At 40.1% G+C, this 17099-nt stretch carries 13 protein-coding genes and 2 pseudogenes; 9 read left to right on the forward strand and 6 right to left on the reverse strand.

Features of this window, described 5'->3' with window-relative positions; translation table 11 throughout:
• Positions 1-5: 5 nt before the first annotated feature.
• From BKK50_RS02840 to BKK50_RS02875, 8 genes and pseudogenes are all read left to right on the forward strand, one after another.
• Positions 6-1670 (forward strand): PTS transporter subunit IIBC, encoded by a 1665-nt coding sequence (locus tag BKK50_RS02840; protein WP_077415122.1) that lies wholly within the window; start codon positions 6-8, stop codon positions 1668-1670.
• A 285-nt stretch (positions 1671-1955) separates the two neighbouring features.
• Positions 1956-5642 (forward strand): methionine synthase, encoded by a 3687-nt coding sequence (gene metH, locus BKK50_RS02845; protein ID WP_077415124.1) that lies wholly within the window; start codon positions 1956-1958, stop codon positions 5640-5642.
• Positions 5643-5724: 82 nt separating this feature from the next.
• Positions 5725-7728, forward strand: coding sequence for a type I restriction-modification system subunit M (locus tag BKK50_RS02850; RefSeq protein WP_077415126.1), 2004 nt, complete (start codon positions 5725-5727; stop codon positions 7726-7728).
• A 32-nt stretch (positions 7729-7760) separates the two neighbouring features.
• Positions 7761-9170 (forward strand): restriction endonuclease subunit S, encoded by a 1410-nt coding sequence (locus BKK50_RS02855; protein ID WP_143529736.1) that lies wholly within the window; start codon positions 7761-7763, stop codon positions 9168-9170.
• 40 nt (positions 9171-9210) lie between these two features.
• Complete coding sequence (locus tag BKK50_RS02860; protein ID WP_077415130.1) at positions 9211-9927, forward strand: restriction endonuclease subunit S; 717 nt, start codon at positions 9211-9213, stop codon at positions 9925-9927.
• Between the two features lie 30 nt (positions 9928-9957).
• Positions 9958-10269: pseudogene (locus tag BKK50_RS02865) on the forward strand (vitamin B12 dependent-methionine synthase activation domain-containing protein); the annotation flags it as partial.
• A gap of 284 nt (positions 10270-10553) precedes the next feature.
• Positions 10554-11165, forward strand: a complete 612-nt coding sequence (locus BKK50_RS02870; RefSeq protein ID WP_077415132.1) for a DUF6037 family protein — start codon at positions 10554-10556, stop codon at positions 11163-11165.
• Between the two features lie 30 nt (positions 11166-11195).
• A pseudogene (locus BKK50_RS02875) lies at positions 11196-12005 on the forward strand (DUF72 domain-containing protein).
• 94 nt (positions 12006-12099) lie between these two features.
• On the opposite strand, the gene BKK50_RS02880 reads toward BKK50_RS02875, so the two are convergent.
• From BKK50_RS02880 to BKK50_RS02895, 4 genes are read right to left on the reverse strand one after another with little or no spacing between them, the layout of a single operon-like run.
• The gene (locus BKK50_RS02880; RefSeq protein ID WP_077415134.1) at positions 12100-12837 is read right to left on the reverse strand and encodes an ABC transporter ATP-binding protein; all 738 of its coding nucleotides are present in this window, start codon (positions 12835-12837) and stop codon (positions 12100-12102) included.
• Positions 12830-13804: a FecCD family ABC transporter permease gene (locus BKK50_RS02885; RefSeq protein WP_077415136.1), complete on the reverse strand. Its 975-nt coding sequence runs from the start codon at positions 13802-13804 to the stop codon at positions 12830-12832. The genes BKK50_RS02880 and BKK50_RS02885 overlap by 8 nt, the downstream gene beginning before the upstream one ends.
• Before the next feature lie 24 nt (positions 13805-13828).
• Positions 13829-14404: a L,D-transpeptidase family protein gene (locus BKK50_RS02890; RefSeq protein WP_077415138.1), complete on the reverse strand. Its 576-nt coding sequence runs from the start codon at positions 14402-14404 to the stop codon at positions 13829-13831.
• Between the two features lie 11 nt (positions 14405-14415).
• A complete protein-coding gene (locus tag BKK50_RS02895) occupies positions 14416-15207 on the reverse strand; it encodes a TroA family protein (RefSeq protein WP_077415140.1) in 792 nt (263 codons plus the stop codon).
• A gap of 185 nt (positions 15208-15392) precedes the next feature.
• Between BKK50_RS02895 and BKK50_RS02900 the strand changes: the two genes are divergently transcribed.
• On the forward strand, positions 15393-15731 hold the full coding sequence (locus BKK50_RS02900; RefSeq protein WP_077415142.1) for a helix-hairpin-helix domain-containing protein: 339 nt from the start codon (positions 15393-15395) through the stop codon (positions 15729-15731).
• 47 nt (positions 15732-15778) lie between these two features.
• Here the strand turns inward: BKK50_RS02900 and BKK50_RS02905 are convergent, their stop codons facing one another.
• Both BKK50_RS02905 and pflA read right to left on the reverse strand, forming a co-directional pair.
• Entirely contained in the window at positions 15779-16246 is a 468-nt protein-coding gene (locus tag BKK50_RS02905) for a surface-adhesin E family protein (protein ID WP_077415144.1), read from the reverse strand.
• A 35-nt stretch (positions 16247-16281) separates the two neighbouring features.
• Complete coding sequence (gene pflA / locus BKK50_RS02910) at positions 16282-17022, reverse strand: pyruvate formate lyase 1-activating protein (protein WP_077415146.1); 741 nt, start codon at positions 17020-17022, stop codon at positions 16282-16284.
• Positions 17023-17099 lie beyond the last annotated feature (77 nt).

A 17099-nucleotide genomic window follows, 5' to 3' on the forward strand; every position in this document is an offset into this window, starting at 1 on the left:
AACAAATGAAAAAATTGCTAAGTTTTGAATTTTGGCAAAAATTTGGCAAGTGCCTGATGGTGGTCATTGCGGTTATGCCGGCTGCCGGATTAATGGTGAGTATTGGTAACTCACTGCCTTTGTTAAGCGATGCTGAATGGGTTGCACGCATTGGTAATATTATTGCCCAAATTGGTTGGGGGATTATTGGTAACCTCCATCTCTTATTTGCTCTCGCTATTGGCGGTAGCTGGGCGAACGAACGTGCCGGTGGTGCATTTGCCGCAGGATTGGCGTTTATTTTAATTAACCTGATTACCGGACATTTTTTCGGGGTGAAAATTGAAATGCTTGCGGATCCGAATGCCTATGTCAGCACATTCTTTGCCGGTGAAATTCCTGTGGCAAACTACTTTGTCAACATCCTCGGGCAACCCGCATTAAATATGGGGGTGTTTGTGGGCATTATAGCCGGTTTTGTTGGTGCCACAACCTTCAATCGCTATTACAACTTTCGCAAGTTACCCGAAGTGCTCACTTTCTTTAATGGTAAACGTTTTGTTCCTTTTGTGGTGATTTATCGTTCCGTATTAGTGGCGATCATCCTTGCCTTGTTCTGGCCTTTGGTACAAACCGGGATCAACCATTTTGGTCAATGGATTGCAAGCTCACAAAATACCGCTCCGGTTCTTGCACCATTTATCTACGGGACATTAGAGCGTCTTTTATTACCTTTCGGTTTGCACCATATGCTGACGATTCCAATGAACTACACCTCATTGGGCGGTACTTATGAGTTTTTAACCGGGGCGCAAAAAGGGGCACAAGTCTTTGGACAAGACCCATTATGGTTAGCTTGGATCTCCGACTTAATTAACTTAAAAGATGCGGGGCATTTAGCACAATATAATGATCTACTTTCCACCGTCACGCCGGCTCGCTTTAAAGTGGGGCAAATGATTGGTTCAAGCGGGATTTTAATGGGGATAACCCTTGCGATGTATGTGAATGTGGATGCCGATAAGAAAAAACTCTACAAAGGGATTTTCCTCTCTTCTGCCCTTGCAGTTTTCCTCACCGGGGTTACCGAACCGATTGAATATATGTTTATGTTTGCGGCAATGCCACTTTATATTGTGTATGCCTTAGTTCAAGGTGCGGCATTTGCTATGGCGGATATCGTCAATCTCCGTATGCATTCCTTCGGTAACATTGAATTTTTAACCCGCACACCAATGGCGATTAAAGCGGGCATTGGTATGGATGTGATTAACTTTATTTGGGTTTCACTTCTCTTTGCTGTGGCGATGTTCTTCATTGCGAATTTTATGATTAAAAAATTCAATCTCGCTACCGCAGGACGTAATGGTAACTATGATGCGAAAAGTGCCGATGAAAATACATCGAATGAGCCAAAAGTGGCTAATGCCAGCGCACAAGTGGTACAAATTGTGAATTTACTTGGCGGGCGCAATAATATCGCCAATGTGGATGCCTGTATGACACGCTTACGTATTTCCGTACATAACGCTGATTTGGTTGGTGACGAAGCCGGATGGAAACAAGCTGGTGCGATGGGGATTATTATCAAAGGTACCGGTGTTCAAGCCATTTATGGACCAAAAGCTGATGTACTAAAATCCGATATTCAAGATTTACTTGCCTCAGGCGCTGAAATTCCAAAAGAATAATTTTTAGCAATAAAAGATTAATCTGCATCTCAAAAGTTGGACTAAACGCTAGCTGATTAAGGTGCAGATTTTTTTATAACTAAATAAAATCAGCGTTTAAACAACAAGTGATTGATTGTTTCTCTTCAACAAAAACTGCTCGATGACATATAAACTGAATTAAAAAGTTTCATTTCTTAAGAACGGCTTATTTTTTCACCGCACTTTCTGTTGCAATATTTGACACTGCCGATACTTCTACCTATTATCCATCCATTATTTCTTTATGCTTACAAAATCTAAATTATGCAAAAAACAACCTTAGCCCCACTCAAAAACGCCCTTGCCCAACGCATTTTAATTTTAGACGGAGCAATGGGAACGATGATTCAGCAATATAAACTCACCGAATCAGATTTCAGGGGAGAGCGGTTTAAAGAAAGTGCGGTCGATTTACGCGGTAATAATGATTTGCTTACCTTAACTCAACCACTCTTAATTTGTGCCATTCATGAAAAATACCTTGAGGCGGGAGCGGATATTATTGAAACCAACACTTTCAGTTCCACCACCATTGCCCAAGCGGATTATGATTTACAATCCATCGCCTACGAACTGAATTTTGCAGGGGCAAAATTGGCACGCCTTGCCGCCGATAAGTATTCCACCCCCGAAAAACCTCGCTTTGTGGCGGGCGTTCTTGGACCGACTAACCGCACTGCATCGATTTCACCGAACGTGAATGATCCAAGTTTCCGCAACATTACCTTTATGGAATTAGTCGATGCCTATGCCGAAGCAACGAGAGGTTTGATCGAAGGTGGGGCGGACATCATTATGATCGAAACGATTTTCGACACCCTCAACGCCAAAGCCGCTATTTTTGCCATTGAAACGGTGTTTGACGAATTAGGCGTGACACTGCCGGTAATGATTTCTGGCACGATCACTGATGCCTCAGGGCGAACGCTCTCAGGACAAACCACCGAAGCCTTCTATAATTCCCTTCGCCATGCGAAACCGATTAGTTTCGGATTAAACTGTGCCTTGGGGCCGAAAGAGTTACGACCTTATGTGGAAGTGATGGCGAAAATTAGCGAAAGCTACGTTTCTGTTCACCCGAATGCGGGTTTACCCAACGCCTTCGGTGGCTATGATTTGGGGGCTGACGAGATGGCGGCGTATCTCAAAGAATGGGCGGAAAGTGGTTTAGTCAATATTGTAGGCGGCTGTTGTGGCACAACGCCCGAACACATTAAAGCTTTTGCGGAAGCGGTGGCAAACATTCCGCCACGCCCATTACCCGAAATTAAAACCGCAATGCGTTTATCTGGGCTTGAACCGCTCAACATTGATGACAACAGCCTGTTTGTCAATGTGGGGGAACGCAATAATGTGACGGGATCGGCGAAATTCAAAAAATTGATTAAAGAAGAAAAATTTGCCGAAGCCATCGAGATCGCCATTGACCAAGTGGAAAATGGGGCGCAAGTGATTGATGTCAATATGGACGAAGCCCTGCTCGATTCGCAAAAATGTATGACCCGTTTCCTCAACATTATGGCAACCGAACCCGATGCAGCAAAAGTGCCAGTGATGATCGATTCAAGCAAATGGGAGGTGATTGAGGCAGGTTTGCAAGCAATTCAAGGGAAAGGCATTGTGAACTCCATCTCACTGAAAGAGGGGGAGGAAAAATTTATCCAACAAGCCAAATTAGTGCGCAAATACGGTGCTGCCGTGGTTGTGATGGCGTTTGATGAAGTGGGGCAAGCGGATACCGAAGAACGAAAAGTGGAAATCTGCACCCGTGCGTATCGGATTTTGGTCGATCACGTCGGCTTTCCGCCTGAAGATATTATTTTCGACCCGAACATTTTCGCCATTGGCACAGGCATTGAAGAACACAATAATTACGGTGTGGATTTTATCAACGCCACAGGGCGAATTAAACGCACCCTACCACACGCCAAAATTTCGGGAGGGGTATCCAATGTTTCCTTCTCCTTCCGAGGAAATAATGTTATGCGTGAAGCGATTCACGCCGTTTTTCTTTATCACGCCATTAAACAAGGTATGGATATGGGGATCGTTAATGCTGGACAGCTGGCGATTTATGATGATCTCGATCCCCAATTGCGTGAAGTGGTGGAAGAGGCCGTACTTAACCGCCGTGCGGATGCAACCGAACGCCTTTTGGATATTGCGGAAAAATATCGTCATCAAGGCAACGAAAGTGCGGTCGATTCTGTCGCAGAATGGCGTACTTGGTCGGTGGAAGAACGTTTAAAACACGCCTTGGTGAAAGGGATTACCACCTACATTGTGGAAGACACCGAAGAAGCCCGCCAAAAATTCCCCACACCGCTTGAGGTGATCGAAGGACCTTTAATGGATGGTATGGATGTGGTCGGTGATTTATTTGGGGACGGTAAAATGTTCCTGCCACAAGTGGTGAAATCCGCCCGTGTGATGAAGCAATCGGTCGCCTATTTAGAACCCTTCATCAATGCCACTAAACAAAAAGGAGCGTCAAATGGAAAAGTGGTGATTGCCACCGTCAAAGGCGATGTTCACGACATCGGCAAAAACATAGTGAGCGTCGTGTTGCAATGTAATAATTTTGACGTGATAGATCTGGGCGTGATGGTGCCTGCGGATAAAATCATTCAAACGGCGATTGATGAAAAAGCGGATATTATCGGCTTGAGCGGTTTGATCACGCCGTCTCTTGATGAAATGGAATACTTTTTAGGCGAAATGAACCGATTGAAGTTGAACATTCCCGTAATTATCGGTGGGGCGACCACTTCCAAAGAGCACACGGCAATTAAACTTTACCCGAAATACGATTATGAAGTGATCTACACCACCAATGCCTCTCGCGCCGTTACCGTCTGTGCTGCGTTGATGAATCCAGAAACGAAAGCAGAGTTGTGGGCGAGAACGAAAAAAGAGTACGAGCAAATTCAGCACGCCTTTGCCAACAAAAAAGCGCCTCGCAAGCAATTACCAATTGAGGAAGCCAGAGCCAACCGCTTTGATGCGTTCAGCGGTGAATGGGCGGATTACCACGTGCCAACACCAAAACAAACGGGCATTGTGGAGTATAAAAATGTGCCGATTGCCACATTACGCCAGTTTATCGACTGGTCGCCGTTCTTTCGGTTATGGGGCTTGATGGGCGGATATCCTGATGCCTTTGACTATCCTGAAGGGGGCGAAGAAGCCCGCCGTGTGTGGAATGATGCCCAAAAAGTATTGGACGAATTAGAACAAAATCACAAGCTCAACCCAAGCGGTGTGATGGGGATTTTCCCTGCTAACAGTGCAGGTGATGATATTGAAATCTATCAAAATTCTGACCGCACTTTTGTCATCGGCAAAGCCTATAATCTGCGTCAACAAGGCGAACGGGGCAAAAACAGCAAAAGCCCGTATAACCTTTGTTTGAGCGATTTTATCGCACGCAAAGAGAGCGGTAAGCAAGATTGGTTCGGTATGTTCGCCGTCTGTGCGGGGATTGAAGAACACGATTTAGTCGAAAGCTACAAAGCCGCAGGGGACGATTACAACGCCATTTTACTGCAAGCGGTGGGCGATCGCCTTGCTGAAGCAATGGCGGAATATCTGCACTTTGAACTTCGCACGAAAATCTGGGGATATAGCAAAGAAACCTTTGAAAACGACCGCTTGATCCGTGAGGAATATGTCGGCATTCGCCCCGCCCCCGGCTACCCAAGCTGCCCAGAACACACGGAAAAACAAATTATCTGGGATCTTCTCGAAGTGGAGCAACGCATTGGTATGAAACTCACCGAAAGCTACGCCATGTGGCCCGCCGCCTCCGTTTGCGGTTGGTACTTCACCCACCCGGCATCGAATTACTTCACACTAGGGCGAATTGATGAAGATCAGGCGGTGGATTATGCACAACGTAAAGGCTGGAATGAGAAAGAGATGGTGAAGTGGTTGGGTGTGGCGATGAAGTGAAAATAAATAGTATCGTTTTATGATAAAGAGCGAAATTCACTGCGTATTTATATTTTAAATTGAAGTAATTTTGGAACAAAAAATGATTGAACAAACAAATTATAACTTAGTGCAACTTTTAAAAGATAGTAACTATCAACTCACCCAATTTTCACCTGTCTATATTAAAAAACTGGAAAATGCTATTTTTCTGAAATCAGGAAAGAATGGTAACGTGCCTTATATTCAATGCCTTGTTCGTAAGAAAGATATTAAGCTCACACCGGAAGAAGCGGTTCGCCAACTTTATTTAATGAACTTACATTATGAATATGATTATCCATTTGAGCGAATGGAATTAGAATATTCGGTTGCGTTTGGGCGAGATAAAAAACGTGCAGATATTGTCATTTTTGATAAAGATAATCCGAATGCTGTTTATATTATGGTAGAGCTGAAAAAACCAAAATTAAAAGATGGTAAAGAACAGCTAAAATCTTACTGTAATGCCACAGGTGCGCCAATTGGTGTTTGGACTAATGGGGACAGTATTTCTTATTACAATCGCCGTGATCCAAATTATTTCAAAGATATTCCAGATATTCCGAATGCTCAACAAAAATTATCTGATATTTTACAAGAGCGTTGGACGATTCAAGATTTAATCAATAACGATAAAATTGTTAAACAGCGTAAGTCATTAAAAGATCTTGTTGTTGAAATGGAAGATGAGGTATTGGCAAATGCAGGTGTTGATGTCTTTGAAGAATTATTCCAACTTATTTTTACCAAGTTATACGATGAGATGGAAAGCACAAGAGATAAAAGCCGTCATTTAGAATTTCGTAACTATGGTGATACGGAAAATGAGCTTAAAAATAAAATTCAAACCTTATTTGATAAAGCAAAGGAAAAATGGGAAGGCGTATTCTCTGATAGTAGCAAAATTAATTTATCACCATCACATTTGGCTATTTGTGTTTCTTCATTAGAAGAGGTGAAACTCTTTAATTCTAATCTTGATGTTGTAGATGAAGCTTTTGAATATTTAATCAATAAATCAAGCAAGGGAGAAAAAGGGCAATATTTCACTCCTCGTTATGTCATTGATATGTGTGTCAAGATGCTTGATCCCAAACCAGAAGAAACGGTAATTGATACCGCCGCAGGTAGTTGTGGTTTTCCTGTTCATTCTATTTTCCACGTTTGGGAAAAGCAACTTACCGCTAAGGGTTTAACTAAAAGCCACCTATTTACTGCGGAAGAAAAATTACCAGAACAAAAAGACTATGTAGAAAAGAAAGTTTTTGCGATTGATTTTGATGAAAAAGCCGTACGTGTTGCTCGTACTTTAAATTTAATTGCTGGCGATGGGCAAACTAACGTTTTACATTTAAATACGTTGGATTATGAACGCTGGGAGGATTTTACTAAAGAGGAAGAATGGAGTGATGTTTATGGTGAGGGGTGGAAGAAATTACGTAAGCTCCGCAAGACTCGTGACCAAAACCGAGATTTCCAATTTGATATATTAATGGCAAATCCTCCCTTTGCAGGTGATATTAAAGAAACCAGAATTCTTGCTCGTTATGAATTAGGCAAAAACAGTAAAGGTAAACAACAAACGAAAGTAGGAAGGGATATTCTATTTATTGAACGCAATTTAGACTTTCTAAAAGATGGTGGAAGAATGGCTATCGTTTTACCGCAAGGGCGTTTTAATAACTCTAGTGATAAATATATTCGTGATTTTATTGCCGAACGTTGCCGTATTTTAGCTGTGGTAGGCTTGCACGGAAATGTATTTAAACCGCATACCGGTACGAAAACCAGCGTGCTTTTTGTGCAAAAATGGCACAATGAACTTTGCCCAAAAGTGGAGGATTACCCGATTTTCTTCGCAACAATGCAAAAAGCCAGTAAAGATAATTCAGGTGATAAAATTTATGTAAAAAATAGCGAAGGTATTCCCGTTTTAGATAGCCACGAGCATTTAATAGTTGAACACGATTTATTTAATCACGATGGCTTAACTCAAGATGGCATTGCGGAAGCCTTTATTGAATTTGCCAAGAGAGAGAAATTATCTTTTGTGGGAAAGGATTAAGCCCATTTGATGATGTAAAGTATCAGACATTGTTGAGTGGGTTGGAAGTAAGTGAGGTATATTTATCTAACATCAGAAAAAATAAAGATTATAGATTTGATACAGATTTTTGGACAAAAGAACCAAAGAAAAATCCAAATCTAACCTATATAAAAATAGGAGATTGTCTTTTAAAATCTCAATATGGAATTTCTATATCAATGAATGAAGATGGAGATGGTATTCCAATTTATAGAATGAATGAAATTCATAATATGTTATGTGATTTTTCTGTAGCTAAATATGCGAAAGTTCTTGGGGATGAAAAAGAAACTTTTTTATTGAAAGATAGAGATGTCCTATTTAATAGAACAAACTCTTTTGAATGGGTTGGTAGAACAGGTATCTTTTATCAACAAAGTAATAGAGATTTTATTTTTGCTTCCTACCTTGTACGTTTTGTTCCGAATGAAGATATTATTTTACCTGAATACTTAACAGCTTATTTGAATACAAAATATGGTATATGGGATCTAAAACGACGAGCTAGACAGTCTGTTAATCAAACTAATATTAATCCAGAAGAAGTAAAAGAAACGTTTATTCCACTATTGGATAAAAGTATTCAATTAAAAATAAAAGATTGTTTTGAAAGTGCAAAAATATCTTTGATTAAATCAGGAAATTTATACACTGAAGCCGAAACTCTGTTATTAGAAAATTTAGGATTAAAAAACTTTCAAGTGATAAATAACCCTATCAATATAAAATCACTTAAGGAGAGTTTTTTACAAACAGGCAGGTTAGATGCCGAGTTTTATCAACCCTTTTATGAACAGTTAGAACAATATATTCAATCACATTCTCTTGGTTTTGCAAGATTGGGTAACGTATGCAAATTACACGATGAAAATTACACGCCAAAGGATAATCAAGAATATAACTATATTGAATTGTCTAATATTGGGAAATCAGGAGAAATCACAGGCTGTACAAGGGCTTTAGGGAAAGAATTACCGTCTCGTGCCAGACGAAAAGTACGGTCAAATCAAGTTATTATTTCCAGCATTGAGGGATCTTTGCAAAGCTGTGCAATTGTATCGTCAAACTATGATGACGCTTTGTGTTCAACAGGATTTTATGTACTTTCGTCAGAGATATTAAATGCAGAAACTTTGCTTGTACTTTTCAAATCTGAATTGATGCAACAAATTTTAAAGAAAAATTGCTCAGGTACGATTTTAACAGCGATAAATAAAGAAGAATTGTTAAATATCCCATTACCAATTATTGATACTAAAACCCAAACAAAAATTTCTGATTATATTCAACAAAGCAATGCGTTACGTCAACAAGCCCAAGACTTATTAGCGCAAGCAAAAATAAAAGTTGAATCTGAAATTGAAAATAATGCATTAAATATCAATGAGTTAGATTTGCGGGGGGGGGGTAGATCCTGCTAAATTTAATTATCTATTAGACAGATCTCGCTACTTTACCCGTATGGCGGAATGGACTTTATTGGAGAGTATTTTATTCTGTCATAGTGCAATTTCGGTGAGATCATTTTCTCAATCATTTGGAGCAAGCGGTCGTTTAGATGCGGAGTATTACCAACCTAAATTTGAACGTCTTTTCGCACAACTTGAGAGATTTAAATCAGTACGTTTAGGAGATATTGTAGATTTACAAAAATCAATTGAACCAGGTTCGGATGCTTATCAAAGCGAGGGAATCCCTTTTGTGAGAGTGTCTGATTTATCCAAATTGGGCATAAGTCAGACGGATAAATATCTTAATCCGAATGATTTTTCTAACGTTATTCGCCCTAAAAAGGACACAATACTGCTCACGAAAGACGGTACAGTTGGTATCGCTTATTGTGTCCCGCAAGATTTAGATGTGATTACATCGGGTGCGATTGTGCATTTATCGTTAAAAACAGAGAGTGTGCTACCCAATTATTTAACGTTAGTCCTTAATTCTTTTGCGGTACAATTACAAGCAGAGCGTGATGCGGGTGGTTCAATTATTCAGCATTGGAAACCTTCTGAAATTCTAGATGTAACGATCCCCATTCTGCCAAAAGAGATTCAGCAAACGATCAGTGATAGAGTTCAAGAGAGTTTTAAATTAAAACAAGAAAGTGAATATTTATTGGAGCAAAGCAAATGTTTAGTAGAAAATGAAATTGAAGTGAGGGGAAGAGAGAGTGCCTAATTCACGTGTTCAGACTTAAATAAAGAATGGGCAGTTGGGGATGGCTATAATGCGATTTTACTGCAAGCAGTTGGCGATCGCCTTGCCGAAGCAATGGCGGAATATCTACGTTTTGCACTTCGTACGAAAATCTGGGGATATAGCAAAGAAACCTTTGAAAACGACCTCTTGATCCGTGAAGAATATGTCGGCATTCGCCCCGCCCCCGGCTACCCAAGCTGCCCTAAACACACCGAAAAACAGATCATCTGGGATTTACTGGAAGTCGAACAACGGTTCGGAATGAAACTCACCGAAAGCTACGCAATATGCCCTGCCGCCAGTGTGCGTGGCTGGTACTTCTTATCATTTTCTTAAATTGCTCAGGAAGAAAAAGTTTAAAATTTCATTTTATTAAGTTTAATGTTGAAGAGTTTTGTGATAAATGTGAAAAGTTTGTCGAAAAATATGAAAGTATTAGAGCTGAACTAGATAACCAGAGCTTGTAACAAATTTTACATTAATGGCGTTTTGCTTATACTAACTTAAACACTTTTTCTCATAGGATGAGTTTATCCTAAATGGGAAGTTTGTTAGTTATCTAGTACAGCCCCTAAATCATTACCTATTTAAAAAAGGAAAATCTTATGTTAGATAATTTAAAACTCTTAAAAGAAGATATGGTTAAAAAAGGTTGGACTATTTGCTGTCTGACATTTAAGTATAATAATGTTAATTATATTATTTTAGTAAAAAGATTTGTAGGTCAAGAACGGAGAAATAATGAATATGCTTTAGTAAAATTACACTTTATGAAAGTTAATGATTTAAAGGATGAACTTATTGTAGAAGCAAATTCTAGTGGATTGATTATTGATACTAAAACATTGCGAACATACTTCGGAATAAAATATGGAGATAACCTAGGGGAGATTCTTAGACAATTTACTAATTATTTAAACTCATATATACCACGAGAAATGCCTGATCCTAGTGAAATATCTGAAACAGATAAAATGACAATGGTTAATTCATTAAGTAGAAGTGATTCTCAAGACCCTAACAAAATCTATTGTTATGAAGCGAGAAGAAGTAGGGGTAAACGTTCCGAATTTAATTCGGATAAAACAAAATTATTAAGACCAACATTATTTGAATATTTTAAAAATGATGAAACCATAAGTTTTTATTATTCTAAAAAAAGTTATAAAGAAGAAAGCGATGAAAAAATACTTTTAAATTTTGCTAAAAGAAAATAAATTTTTATTTTCTAAATTATGTTAGAAAAAATGCACACTCCCTATATTTACATCGGCACGGGCGGTTATAGCGATACGGATTTAATTGGTACGCTCTATCCGTTTGGGACGGACAAAGAGGATTTTTTGCCGATTTATAGCCAGCATTATGACACCGTTGAGATCAACAGAACTTTTCACGCCCCTATTGGTTATAAAGCGGTGCAGGGGATATTGGAAAAAGTGAGAGGGAGGTTACGGTTTTCCGTTAAACTTCATCAAGATTTTAGCCATAAACGCACGGCAACCATTGATCAGGCAAAGGAATTTTTAGCTACCTTGCAACCCTTGCAGGAAAATCGTTGTCTCGCCAATTCATTTGTGCATTTCCAACGAGTTTTGAACGCAATTTTACCAACCGTTATTATTTGGCGGAGCTGGTTTCGTGGTTTAGTGATTATCCCCTTGCCATTGAATTTCGTCACGCTAGTTAGCATACACCATCGGTGCTGGATTATTTTCACAGCAAAGAAAACTTGATTTGGTGCAATGTGGATTATCTGCCCAATATCGGTTTGCCCGCCTTTCAATTTTATGCGAACCAGCGTACCGCTTATCTACGATTGCACGGTCGAGCTCCCCATTGGTGGAAAGCCCTATCGGCACAAGAACGCCACGATTATCGGTATAGCGGTGTGGAGTTACAACAGCCATTCTTTCTATAATATCGAAAGTCTGAAACAGTATTTGACTCAATATGGCTTTAACGTGAAAGAAAGGTCCGCGTTTTTAGTGGGGCAGCAGAGTTTGTTTTGTAAAGTTAGCCCACAAGCGAGAATCAAGCAAATATTGCCGATTTAATCGCACGCCAACGTAATAAAAACGATTAAGGAGAGTATTGGCAAGTTGTGAAATATTGAAAGTACTCTGCTCTCCAAAGCCTGACGAATTATCATCAAATTTCCAATTTCTCCACGGTAAAAACTTCTTTTTTCTCCAAGTCAAACTGCGCACGCACGCCAAAGGCTTTTGCAAGATTTTCAGCATTTAGCACCGCTTGCGTTTCGCCACAGGCTAGCACTTTGCCTTTATTCAGCAAAATCACTTCATCACAAAATCGATACGCCAGTGATAAATGATGGATTGCCACCACGCAGGTCTGTTTAGGTGTGAGGGACTTAAGCTGTTCCATCATATCGATTTGATAATAAGGATCGAGCGGGGCGATTGGTTCATCGGCAAGCAATATTGGTGCATTTTTAATACAGCACCGCGCCAGTTGCACACGGGCTTTTTCACCGCCTGAAAGTTGTTGAAAGGGTTTATCCAATAAGGCAGAAACAGAAAATCGCGCTGAAATCGACCGCACTTTTTCCTGCTCTTTTGCAGGGCTAAGGGGATAAGGCTGCCCTAAGGCGATCACCTCATAAGCGGACAAATCCCAGTGAATTGCGGTATTTTGAGCAAGATAGGCGAGTTGTTCGCTTTTTTGCCGGGCGTTCATTTCGCTTAATTTGCAACCATTTAGCCAAATTTGACCGCTTGCAAGCGGTAAGATTCCCGCAATACTTTTCAACAAGGTCGATTTCCCTGCGCCGTTTGCCCCCATAATGCCGACCAATTTTCCTTGCGGAATATGGCAACTGACATTGCTTAAGGCGTAGGGCTGGCTCACATTTTCAAGGTTAATCACGGGCAAGCCTCCGTTGTTGTGTGAGTAAAACCCAAATTAGCACGGGAGCGCCAATTATAGCGGTGAGTGTGCCGATGTAGATGTGTGAGAAAAGCGGGAGATATTGCACACTGAGATCGGCGATGAGCAGTAATAAAGCGCCGATTAGCGCACTACTCACATAAAGCTGAGAGGGGCGTTTTTTGAGTAACATTCGGGCAAAATGGGGAGCGATTAAGCCGATAAAACCTATCGTCCCCGTTTGTGGAATGGTTGCACCAACCAGCAATGCCACGCCTAATGCGGTGATAAAAAAGCTCCGTTTGGGGTTAATGCCCATCGTGGCGGCGGTTTCTTCACCAAAGGTGAGAACATCAATATAACGCCGTTGCTGAAAAAGGCAAAGACCACCGAGCAATAGAATCGGGAGCGATAAAAGTAACGTATCCATTTTTGCCCAAACCAGCGAGCCTTGTAGCCAGCGATAGAGTTCTGCCAATGCCCATGGGCTTTCGGCGTTGGAGAGTAAAAGGGCGATTGCCGAGCCGAGTAGCATATTCACTGCCACGCCACTTAAAATCATCACCGTTGCGCCTTGTTTGTGCGCAATGAAATAGACCAACGTAAAACTGGCTAATGCCCCAAGTACGCCACCGAGCAGCAACAGGCTTGCAGGAAGGGAAAAATAGTAGAGCAAAAAAACGCTGGCGGTGGTTGCTCCATTGGCGCTGCCGAGCAATCCCGGGCTAGCGAGAGGATTTTGAAAAACCGCCTGCATCGCATTGCCGGCAAGCGCTAAACTCGCACCTGTCAGCACCGCCAATAATATGCGGGGCAGGCGAATATCCCAGATCACAAGGGGGCGCATATCCGTTAGCACACCATCGGTATTTTTTAGCTGCGCAAAATCACTGAGTTGGTGGTAAAGCGTCCAGGCAACAATGAATACTAGGCATAGAAGAAGCAATAGGTTAAGGTATTTTTTCATAAAAGTGCGGTCATTTTTTTATGTTTATGGGCGAATATCAATTTCCGCATTGTGTATCACAGCATTAAATAATTCATCAATTTCCTCATTGGTGACGGCAATACAACCATCCGTCCAATCTTTACGCAGATGTTGACGACCAATATCAATAAATTTATTTGGTAAACCGTGAATTTTTATTAATCCACCGGGAGATTTTCCTTGAGATTGGGCATAAGCTTGATCTGCGGAATTAGGGTATGAAATACCTAAATTTTTGTGATAACGACTATTAGGATTACGTTCATTAATACGGTAAACGCCCTCTGGTGTTTTTTTGTCCCCCTCAAATTGCTTATGTCCCACAGGGGATTTACCGAGTGAAATCGGATAAATCTTCACAAGTTTATTTTGATTATAAGCCCACATTTGACGTTCGCTTTTCATTACCACCAAGCGAGTAATTGGCGTATTTTTAGGTAGTGGCTGCATATTCAATACTTGTGGTGCCGCTTCTTTTTCGCCTTTTAACAGATGATCGGGCATTGGCTTAAGCATTAAAAATGTAGTGCTACAAATAGCCATAATAAGCAACAATGCAATAAATATTATTTTCTTCATTTTATCTTCCCTCAATGTAAAGCATTGTATTGATTATAAATTCGTTCTGCCCCAGTCCAGATGCCGTGATCAAAGCAATAAGTGTATTTCATTGGAATACGAAAGTGCGGTCGGTTTTTAAAAAGTTTTTTTAAAATTGGGTGATTGAGGAGCGCTGATTGTTCGTTATAGCTTTGTTTGTCCGAGATTTCAATCAGTACATTTGGTTGGGCAAGCACCATTTTTTCCAATGAAAAATTTTGTGCACTGAGCGGTGTTTTTAATGGCGTGAGCCCGAGCAAATTAAGCAATGCAGAATATTGTGGAAAATCGCTTTCCACGAACCCTGTATCCGAAAGCATTAAGGTTTTTGTAAGAGGTTGATTTAGCTTGAAATTTTTAGATTCCAATTTTTTCACCAAATGCTCAGCATAAATTTCATTGCCCGTGATTTTGCCCAGTTTCAATATTAAATCAAAGAGTTCATCAGGAGTTTGTGGTTCATCGTTAATGGGAATTACCTTTGCCCCAAGTTTTTTCAAGTCTGCTATCAGTTGAGGGTAGAAGCTTTCATTGATAAGTAGGGTTTTATCTAAGTAAGGTAATAATGCGGTGAGCTGTGGTTCGAGAGCAGGTTTATCGGTATTGACTTTATCCAACATCATCAGTGAATTTTTGGAATAAGATGATTGTGCTGCAATTTGGTCGGGATGTGCGAGTTCAGCCAAGAGTCTATCACTACACAACGTCAGCGAAACAAATTGCTCACTATAGGAAGGAAAAGAAAGAAAAAGTGCGGTTGAGAAAATAAAAAATTTAAACATAGCAGACTCATTTTGATTCCACATCAACTACGGTATGACTCATAACAATTCGTTTTACTTCATAAAACATAAATTTTTTCGAGCCGGAGCGCAAAAGTGCGGTCAATTTCTTGTTTATTTTCATAGAAAGAGAAAAATGTTGATGTTGATTTTATCAACATTTTCATCATTAACAAGGAAACACTATGAAATTAATGAAAACCTTAATCAGTTCAATTATTTTAGGCAGTAGCTTATTTAGCGTAAACTCATTGGCAGAGGAAAAATCAGCGGAACCGGTAGCGGTACAAGCGGAGATCACCAAAAATGAAATGTCAAAAAATATGGAGGATAAGCTCAATATTAATACGGCAACAGCAAATGAAATTCAGAAATCCTTAACCGGTATTGGTGCAAAAAAAGCCGAGGCTATTGTGCAATATCGTGAAAAACATGGTCATTTCACTACCGCAGAGCAATTGCTTGAAGTCCAAGGCATTGGCAAAGCAACCCTTGAGAAAAATCGTGATCGCTTAACTTTTTAATAAATATTCAAAGGTCGCAATGTGCGACCTTTGACTTTCTAAATGGATTATTTACTGTAATTGACACAAATAATCTGTGCAGCATTATAAAGTGTGGTATTAGGCGTTAAACGAATGCTGTATTTCTCTTGTTTTTTCGGCGCTGCACGTAGCCCCTCCCCCCAAAACTCATCATAAAAATCAGTACGAACTTGTGTTAAACGATAGTTTTTACAATTTAAAATTTTATATTGACGAACGGAACGTGCATAGCGTTTTGATTCTTTAGGGTAAACATATAAACCTTGGTCTAAATTAATTACGGCATCAAAATGGACTTCTTGAGGTTCTTCGTTATCAATCCAAATAGAATCCGTATCAATATAATAATCAACATCTTTTACCAAGCGTACATAACCTTTACGATCTTGTGTAGGTGGAGTGAGCTTAACGTCTTGATGTTCAGCATTTTTTTGTATCGGAGCAGCGCAAGCGGTAAAGAGCACGGCAGAGAAAATTAAAATTAGCTTTTTCATATTTATTCCTTAGCCTGATATTCATTGAGGATCAGCTAGAACTTAACGGTATGCCCGTAGCCTTCTAAAATAGATTTGATATGTTCTAATGATTCCCGTGTTGGGGGCATCACGTCTTCCAGTTCATAATCAAAGCCAAGGGTTTTCCATTTATGTGCCCCAAGGCGGTGATAAGGCAGCAATTCGACTTTTTCGATATTTTCCATTCCCTCAATAAATTGACCAAGTAAGTGGACATCGTGATCACTATCTGTATAACCCGGCACGACCACATAGCGGATCCACGTTCTTTGATTGCGTTTTTGTAGGTATTTGGCAAATTCCAAGGTTCGTTTATTCGGAACACCAATTAAATTTTGGTGAACTTGATCATTTAATTCTTTTAGATCAAGTAACACGAGATCGGTCACATCGAGCAATTCATCAATAATATGATCGTAGTGGCGGACAAAACCATTAGTATCAAGGCAGGTATTAATCCCTTCTTTTTTACAAGCCCGGAACCAATCCCGCACAAATTCCGCCTGAAGAATCGCTTCACCGCCCGAGGCGGTTACGCCACCGCCTGTAGCATTCATAAAATGGCGATAACTCACCACTTCTTTCATTAATTCCTCAACACTGATTTCTCTGCCACCATCTAAATCCCAGGTATCACGGTTATGGCAGTATTTGCAACGCATTAAACAGCCTTGCATAAATAAAATGAAACGAATCCCCGGCCCATCAACCGTGCCGCAAGATTCAAAGGAATGAATTTTTCCTAAAATAGACATAATCAACCTACAACAACGAAATAATATAGCTAAATTTTATCAGAATATGACAACATAAAAAATGAGCCTGAGTAAAA

Origin of the sequence: Rodentibacter rarus (assembly GCF_001998965.1) — a bacterium.
GTDB classification, from domain to species: Bacteria; Pseudomonadota; Gammaproteobacteria; order Enterobacterales; family Pasteurellaceae; genus Rodentibacter; species Rodentibacter rarus.